Annotated in this window: 18 protein-coding genes; 13 read left to right on the top strand and 5 right to left on the bottom strand. The window is 62.0% G+C overall.

Annotation, left to right across the window (positions count from 1 at the left end; all coding sequences use genetic code 11):
* Nucleotides 1–2: 2 nt before the first annotated feature.
* Genes AC1D1M_RS26050 through AC1D1M_RS26065 form a run of 4 tightly spaced genes read left to right on the top strand, consistent with a single transcriptional unit; the run spans nucleotide 3 to nucleotide 6,853 of the window.
* Nucleotides 3–1,781 carry an acyl-CoA dehydrogenase C-terminal domain-containing protein gene (locus AC1D1M_RS26050; protein WP_477777863.1) on the top strand — a complete coding sequence of 593 codons (1,779 nt, stop codon included), beginning with the start codon at nucleotides 3–5 and terminating at the stop codon, nucleotides 1,779–1,781.
* A 17-nt stretch (nucleotides 1,782–1,798) separates the two neighbouring features.
* On the top strand, nucleotides 1,799–3,442 hold the full coding sequence (locus AC1D1M_RS26055; RefSeq protein ID WP_477777864.1) for a fatty acid--CoA ligase: 1,644 nt from the start codon (nucleotides 1,799–1,801) through the stop codon (nucleotides 3,440–3,442).
* Between the two features lie 54 nt (nucleotides 3,443–3,496).
* Nucleotides 3,497–5,608: a 3-hydroxyacyl-CoA dehydrogenase NAD-binding domain-containing protein gene (locus tag AC1D1M_RS26060; RefSeq protein WP_477777865.1), complete on the top strand. Its 2,112-nt coding sequence runs from the start codon at nucleotides 3,497–3,499 to the stop codon at nucleotides 5,606–5,608.
* 57 nt (nucleotides 5,609–5,665) lie between these two features.
* Complete coding sequence (locus AC1D1M_RS26065) at nucleotides 5,666–6,853, top strand: acetyl-CoA C-acyltransferase (protein WP_477777866.1); 1,188 nt, start codon at nucleotides 5,666–5,668, stop codon at nucleotides 6,851–6,853.
* An 82-nt stretch (nucleotides 6,854–6,935) separates the two neighbouring features.
* Here AC1D1M_RS26065 and prpR read toward each other — a convergent pair whose 3' ends face one another.
* A complete protein-coding gene (prpR, locus tag AC1D1M_RS26070) occupies nucleotides 6,936–8,888 on the bottom strand; it encodes a propionate catabolism operon regulatory protein PrpR (protein WP_477777867.1) in 1,953 nt (650 codons plus the stop codon).
* Between the two features lie 250 nt (nucleotides 8,889–9,138).
* Here prpR and AC1D1M_RS26075 point away from each other — a divergent pair, with 250 nt between their 5' ends.
* The 6 genes from AC1D1M_RS26075 to AC1D1M_RS26100 are packed head-to-tail and all read left to right on the top strand — an operon-like array spanning nucleotide 9,139 to nucleotide 14,128.
* Entirely contained in the window at nucleotides 9,139–10,194 is a 1,056-nt protein-coding gene (locus tag AC1D1M_RS26075) for a phosphotransferase family protein (protein WP_477777868.1), read from the top strand.
* Nucleotides 10,194–10,559 carry a DUF6285 domain-containing protein gene (locus tag AC1D1M_RS26080; protein WP_477777869.1) on the top strand — a complete coding sequence of 122 codons (366 nt, stop codon included), beginning with the start codon at nucleotides 10,194–10,196 and terminating at the stop codon, nucleotides 10,557–10,559. Before AC1D1M_RS26075 ends, AC1D1M_RS26080 begins: the two co-directional genes overlap by 1 nt.
* Nucleotides 10,556–11,269 (top strand): histidine phosphatase family protein, encoded by a 714-nt coding sequence (locus tag AC1D1M_RS26085; RefSeq protein WP_477777870.1) that lies wholly within the window; start codon nucleotides 10,556–10,558, stop codon nucleotides 11,267–11,269. The genes AC1D1M_RS26080 and AC1D1M_RS26085 overlap by 4 nt, the downstream gene beginning before the upstream one ends.
* Nucleotides 11,270–11,291: 22 nt before the next feature.
* Nucleotides 11,292–12,464, top strand: coding sequence for an acyl-CoA dehydrogenase family protein (locus AC1D1M_RS26090; protein WP_477777871.1), 1,173 nt, complete (start codon nucleotides 11,292–11,294; stop codon nucleotides 12,462–12,464).
* Nucleotides 12,464–13,243 carry an SDR family NAD(P)-dependent oxidoreductase gene (locus AC1D1M_RS26095; RefSeq protein WP_477777872.1) on the top strand — a complete coding sequence of 260 codons (780 nt, stop codon included), beginning with the start codon at nucleotides 12,464–12,466 and terminating at the stop codon, nucleotides 13,241–13,243. The genes AC1D1M_RS26090 and AC1D1M_RS26095 overlap by 1 nt, the downstream gene beginning before the upstream one ends.
* Before the next feature lie 54 nt (nucleotides 13,244–13,297).
* The gene (locus tag AC1D1M_RS26100; RefSeq protein ID WP_477777873.1) at nucleotides 13,298–14,128 is read left to right on the top strand and encodes an SDR family NAD(P)-dependent oxidoreductase; all 831 of its coding nucleotides are present in this window, start codon (nucleotides 13,298–13,300) and stop codon (nucleotides 14,126–14,128) included.
* A 129-nt stretch (nucleotides 14,129–14,257) separates the two neighbouring features.
* Here the strand turns inward: AC1D1M_RS26100 and AC1D1M_RS26105 are convergent, their stop codons facing one another.
* From AC1D1M_RS26105 to AC1D1M_RS26120, 4 genes are all read right to left on the bottom strand, one after another.
* The gene (locus AC1D1M_RS26105) at nucleotides 14,258–15,265 is read right to left on the bottom strand and encodes a zinc-dependent alcohol dehydrogenase family protein (protein ID WP_477777874.1); all 1,008 of its coding nucleotides are present in this window, start codon (nucleotides 15,263–15,265) and stop codon (nucleotides 14,258–14,260) included.
* 126 nt (nucleotides 15,266–15,391) lie between these two features.
* Nucleotides 15,392–16,450, bottom strand: coding sequence for an NAD(P)-dependent alcohol dehydrogenase (locus AC1D1M_RS26110; RefSeq protein WP_477777875.1), 1,059 nt, complete (start codon nucleotides 16,448–16,450; stop codon nucleotides 15,392–15,394).
* 59 nt (nucleotides 16,451–16,509) lie between these two features.
* On the bottom strand, nucleotides 16,510–17,967 hold the full coding sequence (locus AC1D1M_RS26115) for an acyl-CoA reductase (RefSeq protein ID WP_477777876.1): 1,458 nt from the start codon (nucleotides 17,965–17,967) through the stop codon (nucleotides 16,510–16,512).
* Between the two features lie 4 nt (nucleotides 17,968–17,971).
* Nucleotides 17,972–19,411 carry a phenylacetate--CoA ligase family protein gene (locus tag AC1D1M_RS26120; RefSeq protein ID WP_477777877.1) on the bottom strand — a complete coding sequence of 480 codons (1,440 nt, stop codon included), beginning with the start codon at nucleotides 19,409–19,411 and terminating at the stop codon, nucleotides 17,972–17,974.
* A gap of 366 nt (nucleotides 19,412–19,777) precedes the next feature.
* Between AC1D1M_RS26120 and AC1D1M_RS26125 the strand changes: the two genes are divergently transcribed.
* From AC1D1M_RS26125 to AC1D1M_RS26135, 3 genes are all read left to right on the top strand, one after another.
* Nucleotides 19,778–20,929 carry an iron-containing alcohol dehydrogenase gene (locus AC1D1M_RS26125; RefSeq protein WP_477777878.1) on the top strand — a complete coding sequence of 384 codons (1,152 nt, stop codon included), beginning with the start codon at nucleotides 19,778–19,780 and terminating at the stop codon, nucleotides 20,927–20,929.
* On the top strand, nucleotides 20,926–21,363 hold the full coding sequence (locus AC1D1M_RS26130) for an acyl-CoA thioesterase (protein ID WP_477777879.1): 438 nt from the start codon (nucleotides 20,926–20,928) through the stop codon (nucleotides 21,361–21,363). The genes AC1D1M_RS26125 and AC1D1M_RS26130 overlap by 4 nt, the downstream gene beginning before the upstream one ends.
* Nucleotides 21,364–21,445: 82 nt before the next feature.
* Nucleotides 21,446–22,114 carry a TetR/AcrR family transcriptional regulator gene (locus AC1D1M_RS26135; protein ID WP_477777880.1) on the top strand — a complete coding sequence of 223 codons (669 nt, stop codon included), beginning with the start codon at nucleotides 21,446–21,448 and terminating at the stop codon, nucleotides 22,112–22,114.
* Nucleotides 22,115–22,139: the final 25 nt, after the last annotated feature.

A 22,139-nucleotide genomic window follows, 5' to 3' on the forward strand; every position in this document is an offset into this window, starting at 1 on the left:
CCATGTCTGATTACAAAGCCCCCTTGCGCGACATGCGCTTCGTGCTCAATGAAGTCTTCGAGGTCTCCAGGCTATGGGCTCAACTGCCCAGCCTTGCCGAGGTGGTCGACGAAGAAACGGCCGCCGCCATCCTCGAAGAGGCCGGCAAGATCAGCGCAGGCAGCATTGCCCCGCTGCGCCGTAGTGGCGACGAGCAAGGTTGCTCCTGGGACAACGGTGCGGTGAAAGTCCCGGATGGTTTCATCGCGGCGTACCAGGCCTTTGCCGAAGGCGGCTGGGTCGGTGTCGGCGGTGAACCGCGGTACGGTGGCATGGGCATGCCCAAGGCGATCGCCGCCCAGGTCGAGGAGATGGTGACCTCGGCCAACCTGTCTTTCGGCACCTACCCGATGCTGACGGCGGGTGCCTGTCTGTCGCTCAACGCCCACGCCAGTGAGGCACTCAAGGAGCGCTTTCTGCCGAACATGTACGCCGGCGTCTGGAGCGGCTCCATGTGCCTGACCGAGGCCCATGCCGGCACCGACCTGGGCATGATCCGCACCAGGGCCGAGCCCCGGGCCGACGGCAGCTACAAGATCAGCGGCAGCAAGATTTTCATCAGCGGTGGCGAGCATGACCTGACCGAAAACATCATTCACCTGGTACTGGCCAGACTGCCGGATGCACCCGCGGGGCCCAAAGGCATTTCGCTGTTCCTGGTGCCCAAGGTGATGGTCAATGACGACGGTTCGCTGGGCGAGCGTAATTCGCTGTCCTGCGGTTCCATCGAACACAAGATGGGGATCAAGGCCTCCGCCACTTGCGTGATGAACTTTGACGGGGCGACGGGCTGGATCGTCGACGCGCCGAACAAGGGCCTGGCGGCGATGTTCACGATGATGAACTACGAACGCCTGGGCGTGGGTATCCAGGGCCTGGCGCAGGGCGAACGCTCCTACCAGAGCGCCGTCGAGTATGCCCGTGATCGTCTGCAGAGCCGTGCGCCAACCGGTGCGCAGCACCAGGATCAGGCCGCCGACCCGATCATCGTGCATCCGGACGTGCGGCGCATGCTGTTGACCATGAAAGCCCTGAACGAGGGCGGGCGGGCGTTCTCCAGCTACGTGGCCCTGCAACTGGACACCGCCAAGTACAGCGAAGACCCGACGGCGCGTACCCGCGCCCAAGAGTTGGTGGCCTTGCTGACCCCGATCGCCAAGGCGTTTCTCACCGACATGGGGCTGGAAACCACCCTGCATGGGCAGATGATTTTCGGCGGCCATGGCTACATTCGTGAGTGGGGTCAGGAGCAGTTGGTGCGCGATGTGCGCATTACCCAGATTTACGAAGGCACCAATGGTATCCAGTCCCTGGACCTGGCCGGGCGCAAGATCGTCGGCAGCGGCGGGGCGCTCTACCGTTTGTTTGCCGCTGAAGTTCGCCACTTCACCGCCAACGCCAGCGCAGAGCTTGGCGAGTTCACCCAACCGCTGAACGCCGCCATGGACACCCTCGACGAACTGACGGCGTGGCTGTTGGACCGGGCCCAGGGCAACCCGAATGAAATCGGCGCGGCCTCGGTCGAGTACCTGCAGGTATTCGGCTACACCGCGTATGCCTACATGTGGGCCCTGATGGCCAAAGCGGCGCTGGGGAAACAGACCAAGGATGACTTCTACGCCAGCAAGCTGGGCACGGCACGTTTCTACTTCGCCCGCCTGCTACCGCGTATCCATTCTCTGAGCGCTTCGGTCATGGCCGGTAGCGAAAGCCTCTATTTGCTGGATGCGGCGCAATTCTGAACCAGGAAGTCACGACCATGCTGAAGACAAAAATAATTCCGCCAGCACAAGGCGCATACACCTACCCGCTGCTGATCAAGAGCTTGTTGCTATCGGGGGTTCGATACGAGCCCGCCAATGAAATCGTCTACGCCGACAAGCTACGCTACAGCTACAAGACCCTTATCGAGCGCATCCACCGCCTGGCCAATGCGCTGACGGCGGCCGGGGTCAAGGCCGGTGATACCGTGGCCATGCTCGACTGGGACAGCCATCGCTACCTGGAATGTTTCTTCGCCGTGCCAATGATCGGCGCGGTGCTGCACACGGTGAATATTCGCCTGTCGCCGGAGCAGGTGCTCTACACCATGAACCACGCCGAGGATGACCTGGTGCTGGTGCATGATGATTTCCTGCCCGTGATTGAGCAGATTCATGCTGGCCTGAGCACCGTCAAGGGCTACATCCGGCTCTCTGACGACGTCGCGACCAGCACCGGACTGCCCGTGTTGGGGGAGTATGAAAGCCTGTTGTCCCAGGCAGCTAGCCACTATGACTTTGCCGATTTTGATGAGAGCTCGGTGGCGACACTGTTCTACACCACCGGCACCACTGGCGAGCCGAAAGGGGTGTACTTCAGTCATCGCCAACTGGTGCTGCATACCCTGAATGCCGTGGGCACCCTGGGCGTTTACCAAAGCCTGCCATTGCTGCGTTCGAATGATGTGTACATGCCGATCACGCCGATGTTCCACGTGCATGCCTGGGGCGTGCCCTATGTCGCGACCTTGATGGGCATCAAGCAGGTGTACCCCGGCCGTTACGAGCCCAACAGTCTGGTGCGGCTTTTTCGTGAAGAGAAGGTCACCTTTTCTCATTGCGTACCGACAGTCCTGCAAATGGTCCTCAACTGTGAGGAAGGCAAGGCGACCCGGTTCGACGGCTGGAAAATGCTCTTGGGCGGCAGTGCGTTGACGTTGGGCATCGCCAGTCAGGCAAGTGCCAAAGGCATTCAGGTCCACAGTGGCTACGGCATGTCCGAGAGCTGTCCGATGCTTTGCCTGAGCTTCCTGCGGGGCGAGGAACTTGAACAGTCCATGCCGGCGCAGTTACCCGCTCGCATCAAGACCGGTATGCCGATACCCATGGTCGACCTGAACATCATTGATGCCAACGGCCATGCGGTCGCCCATGACGGCGAGTCCCTGGGCGAAATCGTCGTCCGCGCGCCATGGCTGACCCAAGGCTATCTGAAGGCCCCGGAAAAGGGTGCAGAACTGTGGCACGGCGGCTGGCTGCACACCGGCGATCTGGCTTCCATCGATTCGCAAGGCAGGGTGGAAATCAAGGACCGCATCAAGGACGTGATCAAGACGGGTGGCGAGTGGATCAGTTCGCTGGACCTGGAGAACCTGATCAGCGAGCACGCGTCGGTCACCTCTGTTGCCGTGGTGGGCATTGCCGATGAGCAATGGGGCGAACGGCCCATGGCTCTGGTGGTGTGTGAACCGGGGCAGTTCGTCGACAAACAGATGCTCGAAGCCCACCTGCAACAGTTTGTGGCCTGTGGCCGCATCAACAAATGGGCAATCCCCAAGCAGTTCAAGTTCGTCGCGGAAATTCCCAAGACCAGCGTCGGCAAGATCAACAAGAAGCTGATTCGGGAAAGCGAGTTGAGCTGAGGGAATCGAGCTATTCCACGGCACCCACTGCTTTTTCCGAACGAGAAAACATCCATGAATGACTTGATCCATTATCAAAACGAAGGTCCTCTGGCCCTGATCGGCCTCGCCCGTGCCCCCGTCAACGCCCTGGGCCAGGCTTTGCGCGAACAATTGCTGGAGGCCTGTGACCGCGCCGCTGCCGATGCCAGCGTGAAAGCGATTGTGCTCTACGGCGAGGGTTTGCCGTTTAGCGCGGGCGCGGATATTTCCGAGTTCGGCAGCCCGGCGTCGTTCGCCAGGCCAGACCTGCCAGGCCTGCTGATCCGTTTGACCGAGCTGGACAAACCACTGATCGCCGCCATCGGTGGTCTGGCGTTCGGCGGTGGACTGGAGCTAGCCCTGGCCTGCGGCTACCGCGTGGCTGAAGCCGGAGCTCGGCTTGGCCTGCCGGAAATCAAGCTTGGCTTGCTACCCGGTGCCGGTGGTACTCAGCGCTTGCCGCGTCTGATCGGTGCCGAGGCGGCGCTGGAGATGATTGCCTCCGGTCAGCCGATCAATGCTAATCGGGCACTGGCGCTGGGACTGCTTGATCGCGTGGCACATAGCGCTGACAGCTTGCTCGACACGGCCAAGGCGTTGGCCGCAGAACTGATTGCCGGGCAGGCGCCGGCTCGCCCGACCTGGCCGCACACAAACCCGGGCGCAGCCCTGCCGGCGAATTATTTCGCCGACTATCGCGCCGCCAATCAGGCTCGCTGGAAAGGCCAGAGCGCGCCGCAGCGAGTGGTGACGGCGATCGAAGCAGCCTGCAACCTGCCGTTGGCCGAGGGCCTGGCCAGGGAGGGCGAGCTGTTCAAGGAGGCCGAGGCTTCCAGCGAGTCCGAGGCCCTGCGCCATGTGTTTTTCGCCGAGCGTGAAGTCGGCAAATTGCCGGGGCTGGATGCTGGTACGCCGATCCGTCCTGTCACTCAGGTTGCGGTGATCGGCGCCGGCACCATGGGCGGCGGGATTGCCATGAATTTCGCCAATGCGGGCATGGTGGTAACGTTGCTGGAGCTCAAGGCCGATGCCCTGGCACGTGGCCTTGAGCTGATTCGCAAAAACTACGAAACCAGTATCCAGCGCGGCAAGCTCACGGCCGGGCAGATGGACGAGCGCCTGGCGCTGATCCACGGCACCCTGGACTACGCCGATATCGCCGACTCGGACCTGGTGATCGAAGCCGTTTTCGAGAACCTGTCGATCAAGCAGCAGGTGTTTCGCACTCTGGACGAGGTGTGCAAGGCAGGCGCGATTCTCGCCAGCAATACCTCCACCCTGGATGTCAACGCCATTGCCGCCGTCACGCGCCGGCCGCAGGAGGTCGTCGGCCTGCACTTCTTCAGCCCGGCCAATGTCATGCGCCTGCTCGAAGTGGTACGCGGCACGGCCACGGCCGCCGATGTTCTGGCCACCACGCTGAAAATCGCCAGGCGCATCGGCAAGATCCCGGTGGTGTCCGGGGTGTGCTTCGGCTTCATCGGTAACCGCATGCTCGAACCCTATTCCCGCGAGGCCCACCGTTTGCTGCTGGAAGGCGCCACGCCTGCGCAGATTGACAGTGTGCTCACCGGCCTTGGCATGGCGATGGGGGTCATGGCCATGCACGATCTGGCGGGCATCGATGTCAGTTTCCTGGTACGCGAATCGCGCCGTGACGTCATCGCCCACGATCCCGGCTACTGCAAGCTTGCCGATGCGCTTTACGCACTGGGCCGTTTTGGCCAGAAGAGCAGTCGCGGCTATTACCGCTACGAAGGCCGCGAGCGCAAGGATGACCCTGAAGTGGTCGCACTGGCCGGGCAGATCGCTGGCGAATTGGGCATCCAGCGCCGCGTCATCAGCGATCAGGAAATTCACGACCGTTGCTTGTTGATGCTGATCAACGAAGGCATCCAGTTGCTCGACGAAGGCATTGCTCGGCGCAGCAGCGATATCGACCTGGTCTGGATCAACGGCTACGGCTTCCCGGCCTGGCGCGGTGGCCCGCTGCACTACGCCGAAAGGCTGGGGCTGGCACAGGTGCTGGAACGTATCGACCATTACCGCCAGACACTCGGCGCATACGGAGCGATGTGGTTCCAGCCGGCAGCACTGCTTGAGCGCCTGGTGGCCAGCGGCAAGACCCGCATCGAACGCATCTGACTTTTCGGCGGCCACTGCACATTGGCCGCCCCGACCCGTCACGCAAGGAGTTGCAACATGAAAGAAGCCGTCATTCTCTCCACCGCCCGTACCCCCATCGCCAAGGCTTTCCGGGGCGCGTTCAACACCATCAAGTCACCGACCATGGCCAGCCACGCGATCCGTGCGGCGGTCGAACGTGCCGGTATCGAAGCCGGGGAGATCGAAGACCTGGTCATGGGCACCGCACTGACCAGCGGCACTGCCGGTTTGAACCTCGCACGCATGGCGGCACTGGCCTCGGGCCTGCCGTTGTCGGTCAGCGGGCAGACCCTGGATCGCCAGTGCGCCTCGGGCCTGATGGCCATCGCCACGGCCGCCAAGCAGATTATCGTCGACGGCATGCCGGCCACGATCGGTGCTGGTCAGGAAAACATCAGCGCGGTGCAGAACCGCAACATGGAATGGGCCTACGCCGAGCGCGACCTGCAGGTGGAGCGCAACGCCATCCACGCCTACATGCCCATGCTGCAAACCGCCGAGCTGGTTGCTCAACGCTATGGCATCAGTCGCGAGGCGCAGGACGCCTACGCCCTGCAATCGCAGCAACGCACTGCAGCGGCGCAGCAGGCCGGGCTGTTCGACGGCGAAATCGTTCCGGTCAGCAGTATGCGCCAGGTGATCGACAAAGCCACTGGCGAGGCGCGCCTGGAGGAAGTCACCCTGCGTCAGGATGAAGGCAATCGTCCACAGACCCGGCTGGAAGACCTGATCAACCTCAAGTCGGTGATCGAGGGCGGCTGCATCACTGCCGGTAACGCCAGTCAACTGTCGGACGGCGCCAGCGCCTGCGTGCTGATGGATGCGCGTCTGGCCGAGCAGCGCAACCTCAAGCCGCTGGGTCTGTACCGCGGCATCGCGGTCGCCGGCCTGGCTCCGGAAGAAATGGGCATCGGCCCGGTGCTGGCGGTTCCCAAACTGCTCAAGCAACACGGCCTGAAGGTCGACGATATCGGCCTGTGGGAGCTCAACGAGGCGTTTGCCTGCCAGGTGCTTTATTGCCGCGACACCTTGGGCATCGACGACGCCCGATTGAACGTCAATGGCGGCTCCATCGCCATCGGCCACCCTTACGGCATGAGTGGCGCACGTATGGTCGGGCACGCTTTGCTGGAAGGCCGTCGACGCGGCGTGAAGTATGTGGTGGTGACCATGTGCGTTGGCGGCGGCATGGGCGCGGCGGGACTCTTCGAGGTGTTCCAGTAAGCACTCGGGTGCCAGGCCTGCGGCAACGCCGACGGTAAATCCAATCACTGCGCACACGGCTCACACCCTGTGCGCAGAGTCTTTATTGCAGGCGCCGCCACAGCGTGGAGCGACTGATACCCAGTTCAATAGCCGTTTGCGCCAGATTGCCGTTACAGGCCAGAAGCGTTTCGCGTATGTACTGCTTTTCCTTTTCCTTGGCGATGTTTTTCAAGTCGCTGACTGCCGGTGTTGCCTGACCTGATGCATGGGGCAGGGCTTGGCTTTTCAGCAGTTCGGGGATTACCAGGGCGAGGCCCGGCTCATCGATCGCGGCGCCTTGCAGCAGGTCCTGTGCCGAAAGCGCCGCACGTTCAACGATGTTTTCCAGTTCACGGATGTTACCTGGCCAGGCATACGCCATGAGCTTGGGCAGCAGTGCATCCAGCATTCGTTCCTGCAATCGCGGCGGGCGTTTGTCTGCATTGAGGCGCAGCAGAATGGCGCGGGCGATGTCTGCGATGTCTTCACCGCGTTCCCGCAAAGGCACCGTCTGCAGACGCAGGATGTTCAGGCGATAGTAAAGGTCGCTGCGAAACTCTCCGGCCTCGATGGATCGGGAGAGGTCCTGATGGGTGGCGGCGATGATTCGGATGTCGATGCTGATCGGTTCTGTTGCGCCCAGGCGCAGGACTTCACGCTCTTGCAAGACGCGCAACAGGCGGGTCTGCAGTGACACCGGCATGTCGCCGATTTCGTCGAGGAACAACGTGCCGCGATGGGCGGCTTCGATCAGCCCGGGTTTACCGCCTTTGCGTGAGCCGCTGAAGGCGCCTTCCTGATAGCCGAACAGTTCGCTCTCCAGCAGCGATTCGGGAAACGCCGCGCAGTTGATCGCGACGAACGGACCACGCTGGCGGTTGCTGACATTGTGCATGCCTTGCGCCAGCAACTCCTTGCCGGTACCGCTTTCGCCGGTGATCAGCACGGTAGAGGAGGTGGCTGCATAGCGTTCGGCCAGTTTCAGCAGCTGTCGGGTCGCCAGGCTTTTGCCGTTGATTTGCTCCAGGCGGTATTTGGCCGAGAACCCGCCAGGACGGTGCGTCGAGCGGATGCGCTGGTCGGCGCGCTGTACCGCGGACGTATCCTGGCAAGTCAACACCAGCCCGGTGCGTTGGCCGTCTTCCAGGATCGGCAGGATATTGCTGACGACCAGGTTCTGGCCCAGGCGGATGACGGTGTTCTCTTCGCCGACTCCACTGCGCAGCACTTCGTCCAGCGCCAGTTCCGGACAGAGCTCCTGCAGGGGACGGCCCAGCATGAGGTTTGCCGGCATGCCCAACAGGGCTTCCAGTGCCGGGTTCGCCGATTGCACGATTCCCCGGTTGTCCACGGCTGCAACGCCTGTCGGAATGTGCTGCAACACACCGTTCAAATGCCGGCGTTTGGCAATTTCGAGGCGCTGGCTGTGCAAGATGCCCAGCGCTTCTTCCAGCGCTTTGCGCACGGTGTCCTGGCTTAATGAAAGCACGCCGTGCAAGCCGATACGTTCCGCCAGTTCAACCACGGTCGATGAGCCAATCACCGTCTGGTAACCCAGGCTGCGGGCGTGCTCCACCGCCTGTCGAGCCTCTTCGAGCGTGAGGTAGCACGCCTGGTGGATCTGCACCGTGAACAGCGCTGCCATCGACTCGAGGTCGGCGTTGATTCGCGCATAGCTGATGACAGCGATGTGCGGTGAACGCAGGCGTGCTTGTTCCAGGGCGCGCAGGAGATCGGCGCCGCCCACGCGCATCGACAGCACCGGGCGGGTCAGGTGCCTGCGCAGGTAGGCAGCGGTAGCGCCTGCGCAAATAAAGACTTCGACTTCGTTGTTCTGCTCCAGCTCGCGGGCCAGTTGCAATGACTCGGCGACGGTGGTGTCCAGCACGCGGATGCTGGTTTCGGCCGAATAGTCAGCCATCACGCTGTTCACCACGCGCGCCAGGCGGCTTTGTTGCAGCGGGCGTTCCAGATGGCTGATGAGAACGATGATCCGGGGTTGGCGGGGCTGCATGGCGAGCGAGCTCTGATGAGTGTTGCAGGAAGGTTTCATAGTTGAATGCAGATGTTGCAGAAATGCAACGTTTGTCGGCGCTATAACGCCTCGCCGCCACCCGGTGAAATGGCTGCAGCGCCTGCGTTACCTGGCGTCCAGCAGACGATCAGGACATGCAGCAAAAGCTGGCCCGGCAATTGCTCCGTCAATGATTGCAGTGAAGCCATCCTCTTCAACAACAATTCCAACAGGTCAGGTGCGGCGTCTAATGAGTGGTCCGAACGTAGCAGCGGTGACAGTGCCGCAGCCCGAAGCACAACTGAAAAAAACCAGGCTGGAAACCTTCCTGTGCGCCCAGGCTGGCGCACAACGGGTGACCGTCGACAATCAGCAGCGCCTGTCTGGCGGCGCCATCCAGGAAAACTGGTTGCTTGACGTGAATGTGGAGGGCGGCGCGTATGCCGGCCGCCAGCGCTGGGTCCTGCGCAGCGACGCGCAATCGGCCGTGCAGGAGAGCCTGAGCCGCGCCCAGGAATTCGCGGTGTTGAGCACGGTCCACCGTGTCGGGGTAAAGGTGCCCCGACCACTCTGGTTGTGCGAAGACACCGCGGTGCACGGGCGGGCCTTTTTCATCATGGAGTGGGTGTCCGGTATCACGGCTGGCCATCGGCTCACCAGTGCGCTGGGAGCGCAAGGCGATATGCAGTTGGTGTCCGACCTGGGCGCCAACCTGGCACGTATCCATTGCATCGCGCCTGGCGAGGCCGGCCTGGATTTCCTTGGTGATCCGCAGCGGGTCTCGGTGCAAGCGTCGATTGATGCCCTGCGTGCCGTATTGGACCGCCTCGGGGCGGTTCAGCCTGTGCTGGAGTGGGGCCTGCGCTGGTGTGAGTCCAACGCGCCGAAAAGCACAGCCCGCTGTTTGCTCCATGGTGACTTCCGCACCGGTAATTACCTGGCCGAATCCAGCCGGTTGCAGGCGGTACTGGATTGGGAGTTCACCGGCTGGGGCGATCCGCGCGAAGACATCGGCTGGTTCACCGCCCGCTGCTGGCGGTTCGCCCGACCCGACCTGGAGGCGGGCGGTATCGGCACGCTGGAACACTTCATGCGGGGTTACACCGAGGTGTCTGCCCTCAATATCGAGCCTGAAGAGCTGATCTTCTGGCAGGTCATGGCGACGTTGCGTTGGGCGGTCATCGCCCAGCAGCAAGCTCAGCGGCATTTGTCCGGTGAGGAGCCTTCGTTGGAACTGGCCCTGACCGGCACGCTGGTCCCCGAACTGGAACTGGACATATTGCGAATGACCGGAGGGCTGCACTGATGAACAACCGTCCCGATGCGAATGAACTGTTGGCGATTGCCCGCCAGACCCTGCTCGATGAGTTACTGCCGCAGCTACCGGGTGACCTGCGCTACCAGGCGCTGATGGTCGCCAAGGCCATGGCCATTGCCGGGCGCGAATACCTTGATGGCGAGACCGCGCAGGCTACCGAGGCTCGACTGCTTGCGGGACTGTCGGACGATGACCAGGCGTCACTGATGGATGCCCGTCAGGCGCTGTGCCGGGCTATTCGCCTGGGTCGTTTCGATGAGCCCGGGAGTGAACAGGATCGCCTGTTGTCGGCGCTCTCGGCGATCACCCGTGCACGGCTGTCCATCAGCAATCCGAAGGCGCTTGGCCAATGAGTGCTCCAGCGGTTTTGCGACGTCGTTGCTACCTGGTACGCCATGGCCATGTGGACTATTTCTCCCCCGAAGGCCAGCCGCTGGACCCGCGCAGCGTGCCGCTCTCCGACCTGGGAGAAGATCAGGTGCGGCAGTTGGCGCAGGTGATGAAGTCGATCAGTTTCGACCGTGCGCTGTGTTCCGATTACCCACGCGCGCGGCAGACCGCTGAAGGGCTGCTGGGCGATCGCCAGATCGAACTGCAGGCGTGCGCGCAGCTACGGGAAGTGCGTGCCGGCCGTCTGCGCGAGATTGCCCCGCAGCAACTGCAACAGCAGGTCAGCTACGCCTACGACAGCTTTGCCGATCCTGAGGGCAGCTTCATGGGCGGGGAGCGCTGGAGCGATTTCGACCGCCGCATCATGGCCCGCTTCGAAGAGGTCCTGGCCGAGCCCGACTGGCAGAGCTTGCTGCTGGTCACTCATGACGCCGTCAATCGCCTGCTGCTGGGTTGGGCTCTGGGTGGCCCGAGTGGTTGCGCCGCGGCCCTGGAACAGGACAACGCCTGCCTGAACATCATCGATATCGACATGCAGGCCGGTCGCGTCCTGCGCTGCTACGTGCGTGTCGTGAACCTGACGCCTTACGACCTCCCCAAGACCCGCCAGCGACAAACCGTGATGGAGCGCATCTACGCGCAGCTCGCGCCTCTTGCCGAACAACGACCCTAGTCGAACAGAAACCAGGACCACCATGAACTTCACCATCCCCCAAGAGTTGCTGGACCTGCGCGAAAAGACTCGCGCCTTTATCGCCGAACAGGTGATCCCCATGGAGACCGATCCGCGCCTCACAGCGCACGGTCCCAGCGAAGCGTTGCGCCAAGAGCTGCTGGACAAGGCCCGTCGTGCCGGTCTGTTGTGCCCGCACGCCAGTCGTGAAATGGGCGGTGCAGGCTTGAGCCACTTCGCCAAGGCAATCGTCTTCGAAGAAGCCGGTTATTCGCCGCTAGGTCCGATTGCGTTGAACATCCATGCACCGGACGAAGGCAACATCCACCTGATGGACGAGGTGGCCACCGCGGCGCAGAAAGATCGCTGGTTGCGTCCCTTGGTCAGTGGCCGGATCCGCTCCTGTTTTGCCATGACCGAGCCAGCGCCGGGTGCAGGTTCCGATCCGTCGATGATGCAGACTGTCGCCGTGCGCGACGGCGACCACTATGTCATCAACGGTCGTAAATGGCTGATTACCGGGGCCGACGGGGCCGGGTTCGCGATCATCATGGCGCGCATGGAGGATGGCTCGGCAACCATGTTCCTGGCGGACATGAACACGCCCGGGATTATCCATGAACGGCAACTCAAGACCCTGGACAGCTGTTTCGCAGGCGGCCATTCAATACTGCGATTCGAAAATGTGTGGATTCCGGCCACCGATGTGCTGGGCGAAATCGGCAAGGGTTTTCGTTATGCGCAAGTGCGCCTCGCGCCCGCGCGGCTGACCCACTGCATGCGTTGGCTGGGCGCTGCCCGCCGTGCCCACGATATCGCCTGCGACTACGCGAGGACCCGCGATTCGTTCGGTAAAACCCTGGGGGAGCACCAGGGTGTCGGCTTCATGCTGGCGGACAACCAGATGGCGCTGCACAGCACCCGCCTGGCCATCTGGCATTGCGCCTGGGTCCTGGACGAAGGCGGTCGGGGCAATGTCGAGTCGAGCATGACCAAGGTGCTGAGTGCTGAAGCCTTGTGGCATGTGGTCGATCGCTGCGTACAGATTCTGGGGGGACGCGGTGTGACCGGGGAAACCGTGGTCGAGCGCATCTTCCGCGACATCCGGCCATTCCGTATCTACGACGGTCCAAGCGAGGTTCACCGCATGAGCCTGGCGAAAAAAATCCTCGACGGACACAAGGAGTTTTCCTGATGAAACCTGCAATCACTCAGCTTTTCGATCTGACTGGCCGTCGAGCCTTGGTCACTGGCGCCTCCAGCGGGCTTGGCCGGCATTTCGCCCGGACGCTGGCGGCGGCGGGGGCCGAGGTGGCGGTTGCGGCGCGTCGGGTCGAGCAGTTGCAAGCCCTGGTCGAAGAAATCGAAGGCGAGGGCGGGCGCGCCCGTGCCTTTGCCCTGGACGTGACCGACCGGGGATCGGTCAACAATTGCCTGGCGCGGGTTGCCGAGGAACTGGGGCCGTTGGACATTCTGGTGAATAACGCCGGCGTCAGCGACAGCCTCCATGTGCTGGAGTACACCGATGATGATTGGGACCGGGTGGTCGGCACCAACCTCAAGGGGGCCTGGATCGTCGCCCAGGAAGTGGCGCGGCGCATGGTCGAGGCGCAGCGCGGCGGCAGTCTGATCAACGTGACGTCGATCCTGGCCAGCCGCGTTGCCGGCAGCCTGAGCCCCTATGTCGCGGCGAAGGCCGGCTTGAGCCATTTGACCCGTTCCCTGGCCCTGGAATTGGCGCGTCACGAGATCCGGGTCAATGCCATCGCCCCCGGCTATGTGATGACTGAACTCAACAGCGATTTCCTGCGCAGTGAGGCAGGCGAAAAGTTGCGCGCCCGTATTCCCACCCGGCGTTTTTGCACGCCGGCCGACCTGGACGGTGCCTTGCTACTGCTTGCCTCCGATGCCAGCCGTGGCATGACCGGCAGTGAAATTGTCGTGGATGCCGGGCACTTGTGCAGCACGTTGTAGCGGGATTTTTAACGAATGCCGCACGCCTTGAACTGACAGGACTGGAAAACCAACATGAACCCACTGCACGACAAAGTCGCGGTGATCACCGGGGCCGCCAGCGGCTTCGGTCGCGAACTGGCGATAGTCTGCGCCAACGAAGGCATGCGCCTGGCGTTGACCGATATCGATGAGAAGAATCTGCAAGGCACGGTTGAGTTGCTGCCGGCGGGCACGCAAGTGCTGACGATGACCTGTAATGTCGCCCGTGCCGAGCAAGTCGAGCAATTGGCGGTTGCCACCTACGCGCGCTTCGGCGCCGCGCACCTGCTGTTCAACAACGCGGGGGTTCTGGTCGGCGGCCCGCTGTGGACCACGACCGAACAGGATTGGGCGTGGATGTTCGGTATCAACGTGATGGGCGTCGCCCATGGCATCCGCAGTTTTGTGCCGCGGATGCTGGCGCAAAAGGATCGATGCCATATCGTCAATACCGCCTCGGTCGCCGGCCTGCTGTCGGTGCCGGGCAACGGCATCTACTGTGCGACCAAGCATGCGGTGGTGACGATGTCCGAATGCCTGCAGCTTGAATTGCAGGAGGAAAACGCGTCGATCGGCGTGTCGGTGCTGTGCCCGGCCTTCGTCCCGACGGGCATCGCCGATGCCGGACGCAATAGGCCGGCCGAATTGGCTGCCGCCAATCCGCTGAAAGAGAAGTACGAAGAACAGACGCGAAAGGCAACCCAGGCCGGCAAGCTCAGCGCGACCGATATCGCGCGCATCACCCTTGATGCGGTGAAGGAAAACCACTTCTACATTTTGCCGCATCAAAAGATCAAGAGCCTGATCGAGGTGCGCATGGGTGACATCCTCGAAGAACGCAGCCCGGGAAAAACTTCGCGCTGAAGTATCTGCCTGCCAGCGGCGCATCTGTAGGAGCGAGCCCTGCTCGCGATGGACTCAAGAGCGCCGCGTTTTACCGGTAAACACGCGTTTTCGTTGAAGACCATCGCGAGCAAGCTCGCTCCTACAGGGTTAATAGTGCAGGCAGATCTTGCCAAAATGCCCGGCAGCCTGCTGATGGGCAAAGGCCTCGGCAATCTGTTCCAGCGGATAGCGGCTGTCGATGACTGGGCGCCAGCTGAAGTTCTCCAGCGCCCGCACCATGTCTCGTTGCTGCTCACGGCTGCCGACGATCAGCCCGCGCAGGGTTTGCTGTTTGCGCATCAACTCCAGGGTCGGCACGCTGCCGGCAAACCCGGTGAGCACGCCGATCAGCGCAATGTGGCCGCCGGCTGCGCAGGCGCGGATGGACTGCGGCAGCGTGCCCGGACCACCCACTTCCACCACGATGTCGACACCGCGGCCATCGGTGGCGGCCAGAACCGCATCGCCCCATTCGGGCTGATCCTTGTAGTTGATGACATGGTCGGCCCCCAATGCCAGCAGGCGCTCTTTCTTGGACTCGGACGACGTCGTGGCAATCACCCGTGCGCCCATCGCCTTGGCCATTTGCAAGGCAAAGATCGACACGCCGCCGGTGCCCAGCACCAATACGGTATCGCCGGCCTGGATGTGACCGTCGACCACCAATGCACGCCAGGCAGTCAGGCCGGCCGTGGTCAGCGTGGCGGCTTCTTCATGGGTGTAGCCCTTGGGCGCCAGCGTGAAGGCCTCGGTGGGCAGGTTGATCCGTTTGCGGGCAAAGCCGTCCACACCATCGCCCGGCACGGTCTGGAAGGTGGTGGGCACGGCGCGGCCGGATTGCCAGTGGGGGAAGAAGCACGACACGACGCAATCACCCACGGCAAATTCCGTCACGCCTTCGCCCACGGCAGTGACGACGCCGGCGCCGTCGGACATGGGAATGCGGCCATCCTCTGTACGGGCGTGGCCGGTGACCACACCGAGGTCGTGGTAGTTGAGCGAGCTGGCATGGATGCGTACCTGGATCTCGCCGACTGCGGGTGCGCCGGGGGCGGCCATGTCGACCAGGCGCAGGTTGTCCAGGCCAGCGGGGTGTTGGAGTTGAATGGCTTTCATGATGGTCCTTGAGTCAGTCCGTGCGACGGGAGGATTGGAATTTGTTCGTCTGCGACAACCGTACCCACCTGCAGAACCTTGCCTCAAGGGGAGGCTGCGGCGATGCGCACCGCAGCCTGAGCTTGATTAGCGCATAACGTCACGCATGCTGTTCATGTCGATCACGAAGCGATACTTCACGTCGTTGCGCTGCAGGCGGTCAAAGGCGGTGTTGATGTCTTTGATATCAATCATTTCGCAACTGGGCAATACCTGATGTTCGGCGCAGAAATCCAGCAGTTCCTGGATCGCCTGGATGCCACCGATGAGCGAGCCGGCGATGCTGCGGTTGTTGCGAATCAGCAAGCCACCATGGATGGGCTCCAGCGGTTCGATGGCGCCGACCAGCACCAGTACGCCTTCGCGACCCAGCAACATAAGGTAGGGGTTGACGTTGTGCCGGCTGGGAATGGTGTCGATGATGAATTCGAAGGCATTGGCCGCCGCCGTCATGGCCGGCGAATCGTTGGACAACAGTACGTGTTTGGCACCCAGGGCGCGGGCATCGTCGGCCTTGCCCGGTGAAGTGGTGATCACGGTCACCTCGGCACCGAGCGCCACGGCCAGCTTCACCGCCATATGCCCGAGCCCGCCGAGGCCGACCACCGCGACTTTCGAACCCTTGCCTACGCCGTAGCGGCGCATCGGGTTCCACACGGTAATACCGGCGCACAGCAGCGGTGCGGCGAAACGCGGATCGAGGCTTTCGGGCATGCGCAGAACGAACTGCTCACGGACGACGATATGCTCGGAGTAACCGCCATAGGTGATCTCTCCGGTGTGACGATCCTTGCCGTTGTAGGTGGGCGTCGGACCATGGGCACACAGTTGTTCCTGATGCTCTTCGCAAGGTGCGCATTGCAGGCAGCTGTCGACCTGACAACCGACGGCGACCCGGTCTCCGACCTTGAAACGGCTGACGTGACTGCCGACGGCAGTGACATGCCCTACGATCTCGTGGCCGGGTACGATGGGATAGACCGTGTTGTTCCAGTCGTTATTCACCTGATGGGCATCGGAATGGCAGACACCGCAATAGGCGATATCGATGGCGACGTCATCGGCGCGCAAGGCCCGGCGCTCGAAACGAAACGGCGCGAGGGCGGAGTGGGCCTCATGGGCGGCAAATCCCAGGCAAGTGGTCATGGGTAAGTCCTGTAGGAATCAAGGCGTACCCCCGGCAATGGCCAGGGGTACAGGAGGGGTTAGATCGACGGGCGCAACCAGGGCGCCGGGGTCGTTTCCGGCGAGGCGATCTGGTTGACGATCCACTTGCCCATGCGCCGCAGTGGCTCGATGGAGTCTTGCGGACCCGCCCATTTCAGCCCCGCCGCGTAGCCCAGCGAGACGATTCGCTGAGCGCCATACAGAGGCAGAATGTCCTTGAGATCTTCCTTGATGCTTTCCGGATAGACGCCGACGGTCTGGGTATAGGCATCCACGGCATCCATCATCTCGGTCAGGTCATCGACCGGCACCAGGTTGGCGGTGCGGTCATCGAGCCGGGTGGCAAAGGACACCGACTCCGGAATCTGCGAGCAGATGACCGCGCCTTCACCGTCCTGGCCGCCAATCACCTGGTACCACTCATCATCCAGGCGCAGCGCGTCGACTTCGGCCTTGAGGCCCTGGTCGTAGCGTTTGGGCACGGTGCTGAGGGTGTTGGGCAGGGTCTGCATGGCGTCGTAGACATAGCGGCCGAAGGTGTTCAGATTCGCCAGGCCGGCCTCGTCGGTGCCGCTCTGCACATAGACCACCCGGGCACACACGCACGCCTTCTGGTTCAATGCACCGATGTCGCTGGCCAGGCGCAGGGCGGCCTCGCGCATGGTGGCTTCACTGTCGAAAGCGCCCTTGCCGATGATGCTGGCGCTGCGTTTCGGGTCGAGGGAGATCAGCTCCAGACCCGGCTGGATGTAGCGGGTGACATGCTTCATCGAATTGAAGCCGCCCCAGGCAACGATTTTCTCCAGGTTCTGCGGCTGGTACAGGCGTTCTTCGAAGGCCTGGTCGCCACCTTTCCAGTAGGCGACGCTGAGGTGTTTGGTCAGTGGATGGTCCGGCGCCATCTCGACCATGGTGCGAGCGATGGCCAGGGCGGTGAACGGGTCGTTGGACGGAGCCTTGATGATCGCGTCGCTGCGCAGCACCATGTTGCGCAGGATGGTCAGCAGAGACAGCCCGGTCGCATTGCCAGCGACGATATGCAGCGTGCGGGCGCCGAAGCAGCGCACATCCAGTTCGGTGCCGTCGATCAAGCGCTGCTTGACCCAGCCTTCCAGGTATTTGACGCCCACTGAATTCTCCACCTGTTCGGTGACGGACTCACGGGTGAGCATGTGGCGCAGCCCCATGTAGCTGCCCTTGACCATGCTCGGAGTGACCGGCGCAGTCAGATACGACAGCTCGCAGGCTTCCTGCAGGTAGGGGTTTTTGTCGAATTCAAGACGTTCGCCGAGGGCTTCGGCGTAGTCGAGGATGTCCTTGAAACTGAGAGTGTACAGGTCGGCCAGCCTGGCCGGATTACCCAGCGGTAACTGGTCGATGTACTTGTGCGCATCCGGGGTCTGGAACACCAGGTCGCCGCCACGGCCGCCTACGTCGATCAGGTTGTCGGTGATGACTTTGCCACGGATGATCATTGGCGCAATCGGTTTGCTCATGGGGTTAGCCCTCTAATGTGTTCAGGAAATCCATCGCCTGGCGATGGGAGTCTTCTGTTGCTGCGCAGGTGATCTTGTCGTCGCCGCCATTGAGTTCGCTGTAGCGCTGGATCGGTCCGACGACGTAGCAACTCGGCCGGCCGCAAGCGCACGGTTTGTCCCATTCGACGGTGATTTCATCGCCGGTGATAAAGCCGCCCCAACGGATCTCGGCGCCGAGGTCGAAGAAGGCTGCACGACCGGTTACGCGGCCTTTGCGCGGCAGTGGCTTGCTGGTCTCTGGATCGAGCAGGTAAGGGATGACTGTGGGGGCGAAGTGGAAATGCCCCTCTTCGCAGCGCGCATGAGCGCCGCCGACGATTTCGGACATCGCATAGGATTCGTTGAGGGTCTTGGCACCGGTGAAGCGCAGCACGTCTTCGCGCCAGCCCTCGGGTTGGACGACACCCTTGCCGCCACCGGCGGTGTGCACGAACGAGTCAGGGTGGAAGACACCTTCCAGGCCTCGCTCCAGACCCGCCTTGGCCATGCTGTGCAGCAAATTCCAGGTCGCGCCGATGTACACGCGCTGGCCCTGGAGCTGGGTGGACATGTGATCGAAGAAGGTCGCCAGATGCTGTGGCATCTCGGCCTGCAACTGGTCGAACGCCTTCTTCTTTTCCAGCAGTTCCGGGCTGATCACCAGGCGATCGAGGGTGCCTTTGGCCTGTGCCGCGCGCAGCTTGGCGCCAAGGTGGAGTACGTCGGTGCTGAGGGTGGTCGGGTAAGCCGCATGGAAATGCGATTCGTCCGGCAGCAGCGCTGGAATCATGGCGGCGTGGACGCGCACATGACTCAGGTAGCCCTTGCGGTAGTAAGGGTAGATCGTGTGCAAGTTGGGCTCCGGGGTGTCCGGACCCTCCATGTTCCACACCATCATCTTGCGCAGTTGAGCGAATTTTTCCCACTCATGTACGCCCTGGGGCAGGAACGACAGGGTGCCGGAAGTGCCCGAGGTGTGACTGATGCGCAGTTGCGGCACGCCCTCGTCCATGGTTTCGAACCAGTCATCCAGGCCCTGGCAATCGCTGACGTTAACCGCGGCGATGGCGTCGGCCACCTCTGGCGTCACCAGTTTGCCCAGCCATTTGTTGATCTGGCCGAAGCTGCGCTTCTCCAGCAACGATGGTGGGTAGGACTTGTAGACGGTGTGTTCGAACAACAGCGGTACCACGTCGTCGAGTTGCTCGATCTTTTCCACGCCCTGGGCGTCGGCGAGTTTCTTGAGTACCGGTATGCGTTCGCGAAGTTCTTCGAAGCGTTGCTTCAGGGCATTGAGCTGTAGCGCGTCGATTTCGGCGCGGGGCAAATGGTTCCAGGCTTGCTGGGAATAGTTGACCAATTCTGCCGGGTTGTTCAGCAGCTGCTGGGTTTTTTGTTCTATCGACAGTTGTGCAGTGGGCATTTTCTGGCTCGCTACTCGACTAGTGGGAACCGGCGAGGCCGGGGGAGGTGTGGCTCAAGTATGGGGATGCCGACGTGGATTTTGTTCCGGATTCAGCTACTCGAATACTTGATTCAAGTAGCTGAAATACAAGGAAAAAAATCAATGTTTTGAGATGCTTCCGGAGGTCTTTCCGGATTCGGGGCGGGTGACCGGATTTCAGGCGGGATCAGGTGGCGGGCTGGCATACACTCGGTCTCGCTCACTCATATCAATGGGGGAGCGAGCTGCCGCTCAGACCACTATTTGTGAGGGGCTTGCGGTTGGCGCATGTGCTTTGCAATCGCCAGAAAAACTCAGCGCAAAACACCTATTCGTGAGGCTTCCATGTTGAAAATGGTATTTCAAACCACTCCATCAATGATCATCGAACGCGGTGCTTCGACCCGGCTCGCCGATCATGTCCGTGCCAAGGGCTGCAAATCGGTTCTGTTGGTGACCGATGCGGGGGTTATTGCGGCTCGACTACTGGATGCAGTGCTCGCTGGCTTCGAGGGCCAGGAGATAGCCGTCACCGTGTTTTCTCAGGTACAGGCCGACCCGCCGGAGTCGGTGATTCTGGCGGCGGTGGGTGCCGCCAAAGCCTGTGGCGCCGAGTGCGTGGTGGGCTTGGGCGGCGGCAGCTCTCTAGATGCCGCCAAGCTGGCCGCGTTGTTGGCGCGCAGTGGCGAGTCCTTGAGCGAGGTCTATGGGATCAATAACGCCAAGGGCCCGCGCCTGCCGCTGATTCTGGTGCCTACCACGGCAGGAACCGGTTCCGAAGTGACGTCGGTTTCGGTCGTGACCACCGGTGCCGGTGAGAAGAACGTGGTTTACTCGCCGATGCTGTTGCCCGACCTGGCCGTGCTGGACGCGGAGCTGACCCTTGGCCTGCCGCCCCACGTCACGGCAGCGACCGGTATCGATGCCATGGTCCATGCCATCGAGGCCTACACCACCAAAAACCTGAAGAATCCGATTTCCGATTGCCTGGCACGCGAGGCGCTGCGTCTGCTGTCCGGCAGTCTGTTCCAAGCCTGCGTGGATGGTACGAACCTGCAAGCGCGGGAGAACATGTTGCTGGGTGCCTGCCTGGCGGGCATGGCGTTCGCCAACGCGCCGGTGGCGGCGGTGCATGCCCTGGCTTATCCCCTCGGCGCACGTTTCCATATTCCACACGGCCTTTCCAATGCCCTGGTGCTGGGGCCGGTGATGCGCTTCAATCTCGAGACGGTGGCACCGCTGTATGCGCAACTGGCCGATATCGTCCTGCCAGGCATCCTGGGTACCGATATTGAAAAAGCCTCTACCCTGGCCAACTACCTCGGCACCCTGGCCGGTGAGCTGGGTCTGTCGACCCGCTTGCGTGACCTGGGCATCGTCGAGACCGACATCGAGGCGCTGGCTATCGATGCGATGAAGCAGCAGCGCCTGCTCGGCAACAATCCCCGGGAGCTCTGCCTGGCCGATGTGCGCGCGATCTACAGGGAGATTCTATGAGCAACAAGTTCAAACGGCCGTGCCGGGACGAGTTTCGTCGTTTCACCTCAATGCCGACGCGCTGGGGTGACAATGACTCCTTTGGGCATGTGAACAACGTGGTCTACTACTCGTACTGTGAGTCGGCGGTCACGGCGTTCCTGGTCGAACAGGGCACCCTGGACATTGCCAATAGTCCGGTGATCGGGTTGATCGTCAATTCGGGCTGCACCTATTTTTCGTCCATCGGCTTCCCCGACCAGATCACTGTCGCGATGAAAATATCTCACCTGGGCAACAGCAGCGCACGCTACGAGCTGGCACTGTTTCGCAACGATGAGCACGTAGCGGCCGCAGCGGCCCATATCGTCTATGTGTACGTCGACCGCGCCAGCAACACCTCGGTGCCCATCCCGCAAACGGTGCGTTCTGCACTCGCCAGACTCACTGACTAAGCGAGCCGCCTCGGTCATACTCCAGTTTGCTGCTTGTCGGTTCTGCCGCAGTGGCAATGAGCAGCATTCTGGAGAGGACATCATGATCAAACCAACCCCTGACAAACCGGGCGTGCAGGTCGAAATACCTGCCCAGCCGCGCAAGGAGCCGCGCCAGGCACGCTCGATCGCGCTGGTCACGGCCGTGAAACAGGCCGGTCGGCAAATTCTCGAAAGCGAGGGGCGGGAAGCCTTGAATGCCATGCGCCTGGCCGAAGACTCAGGGGTGGCGATCAGTTCGATCTACGAGTACTTCCCGACGATGGAGGCATTGATCGCTGCGGTGTTCGATGATTACCGGACTGAAGCCCGCATCGAACTGTTCGCCGACATTATGGCGCTGCCGCCTGGCACCAGCCTGCTGGACGGAATTTTGCTGGCCTTGCGGGCCGTATTGGCCGCCCATCACAAGAAAACCTTGTACGATCCGGCGTTCAGCGTGCGTTCCACTCATTACGACGAGCTGGTACGACTGGATGTGGTCAAGGCCAAGCAACTCTGGACCGCCACGGCGAGTTCAGCCTTGATGAAGCGCTTCGCCAGCGACATCCGGGTGAAGGATCGGGAAAAGGCCGAGTTTCTGGTTTATCAGACATGGACGGTGCTTCCACGGGCCATGCTGTTGGAAAGACCGGGCTACCTCACTGACGAGGACACGCCCAGGATGATGGCGCGCATGCTGCACGCACTGTTGACTGACCCGAACTCTTGAACAGGGAAAAAAAGACGCCCCGCAA

It is taken from the genome of Pseudomonas sp. P1_F7 (assembly GCF_056405655.1).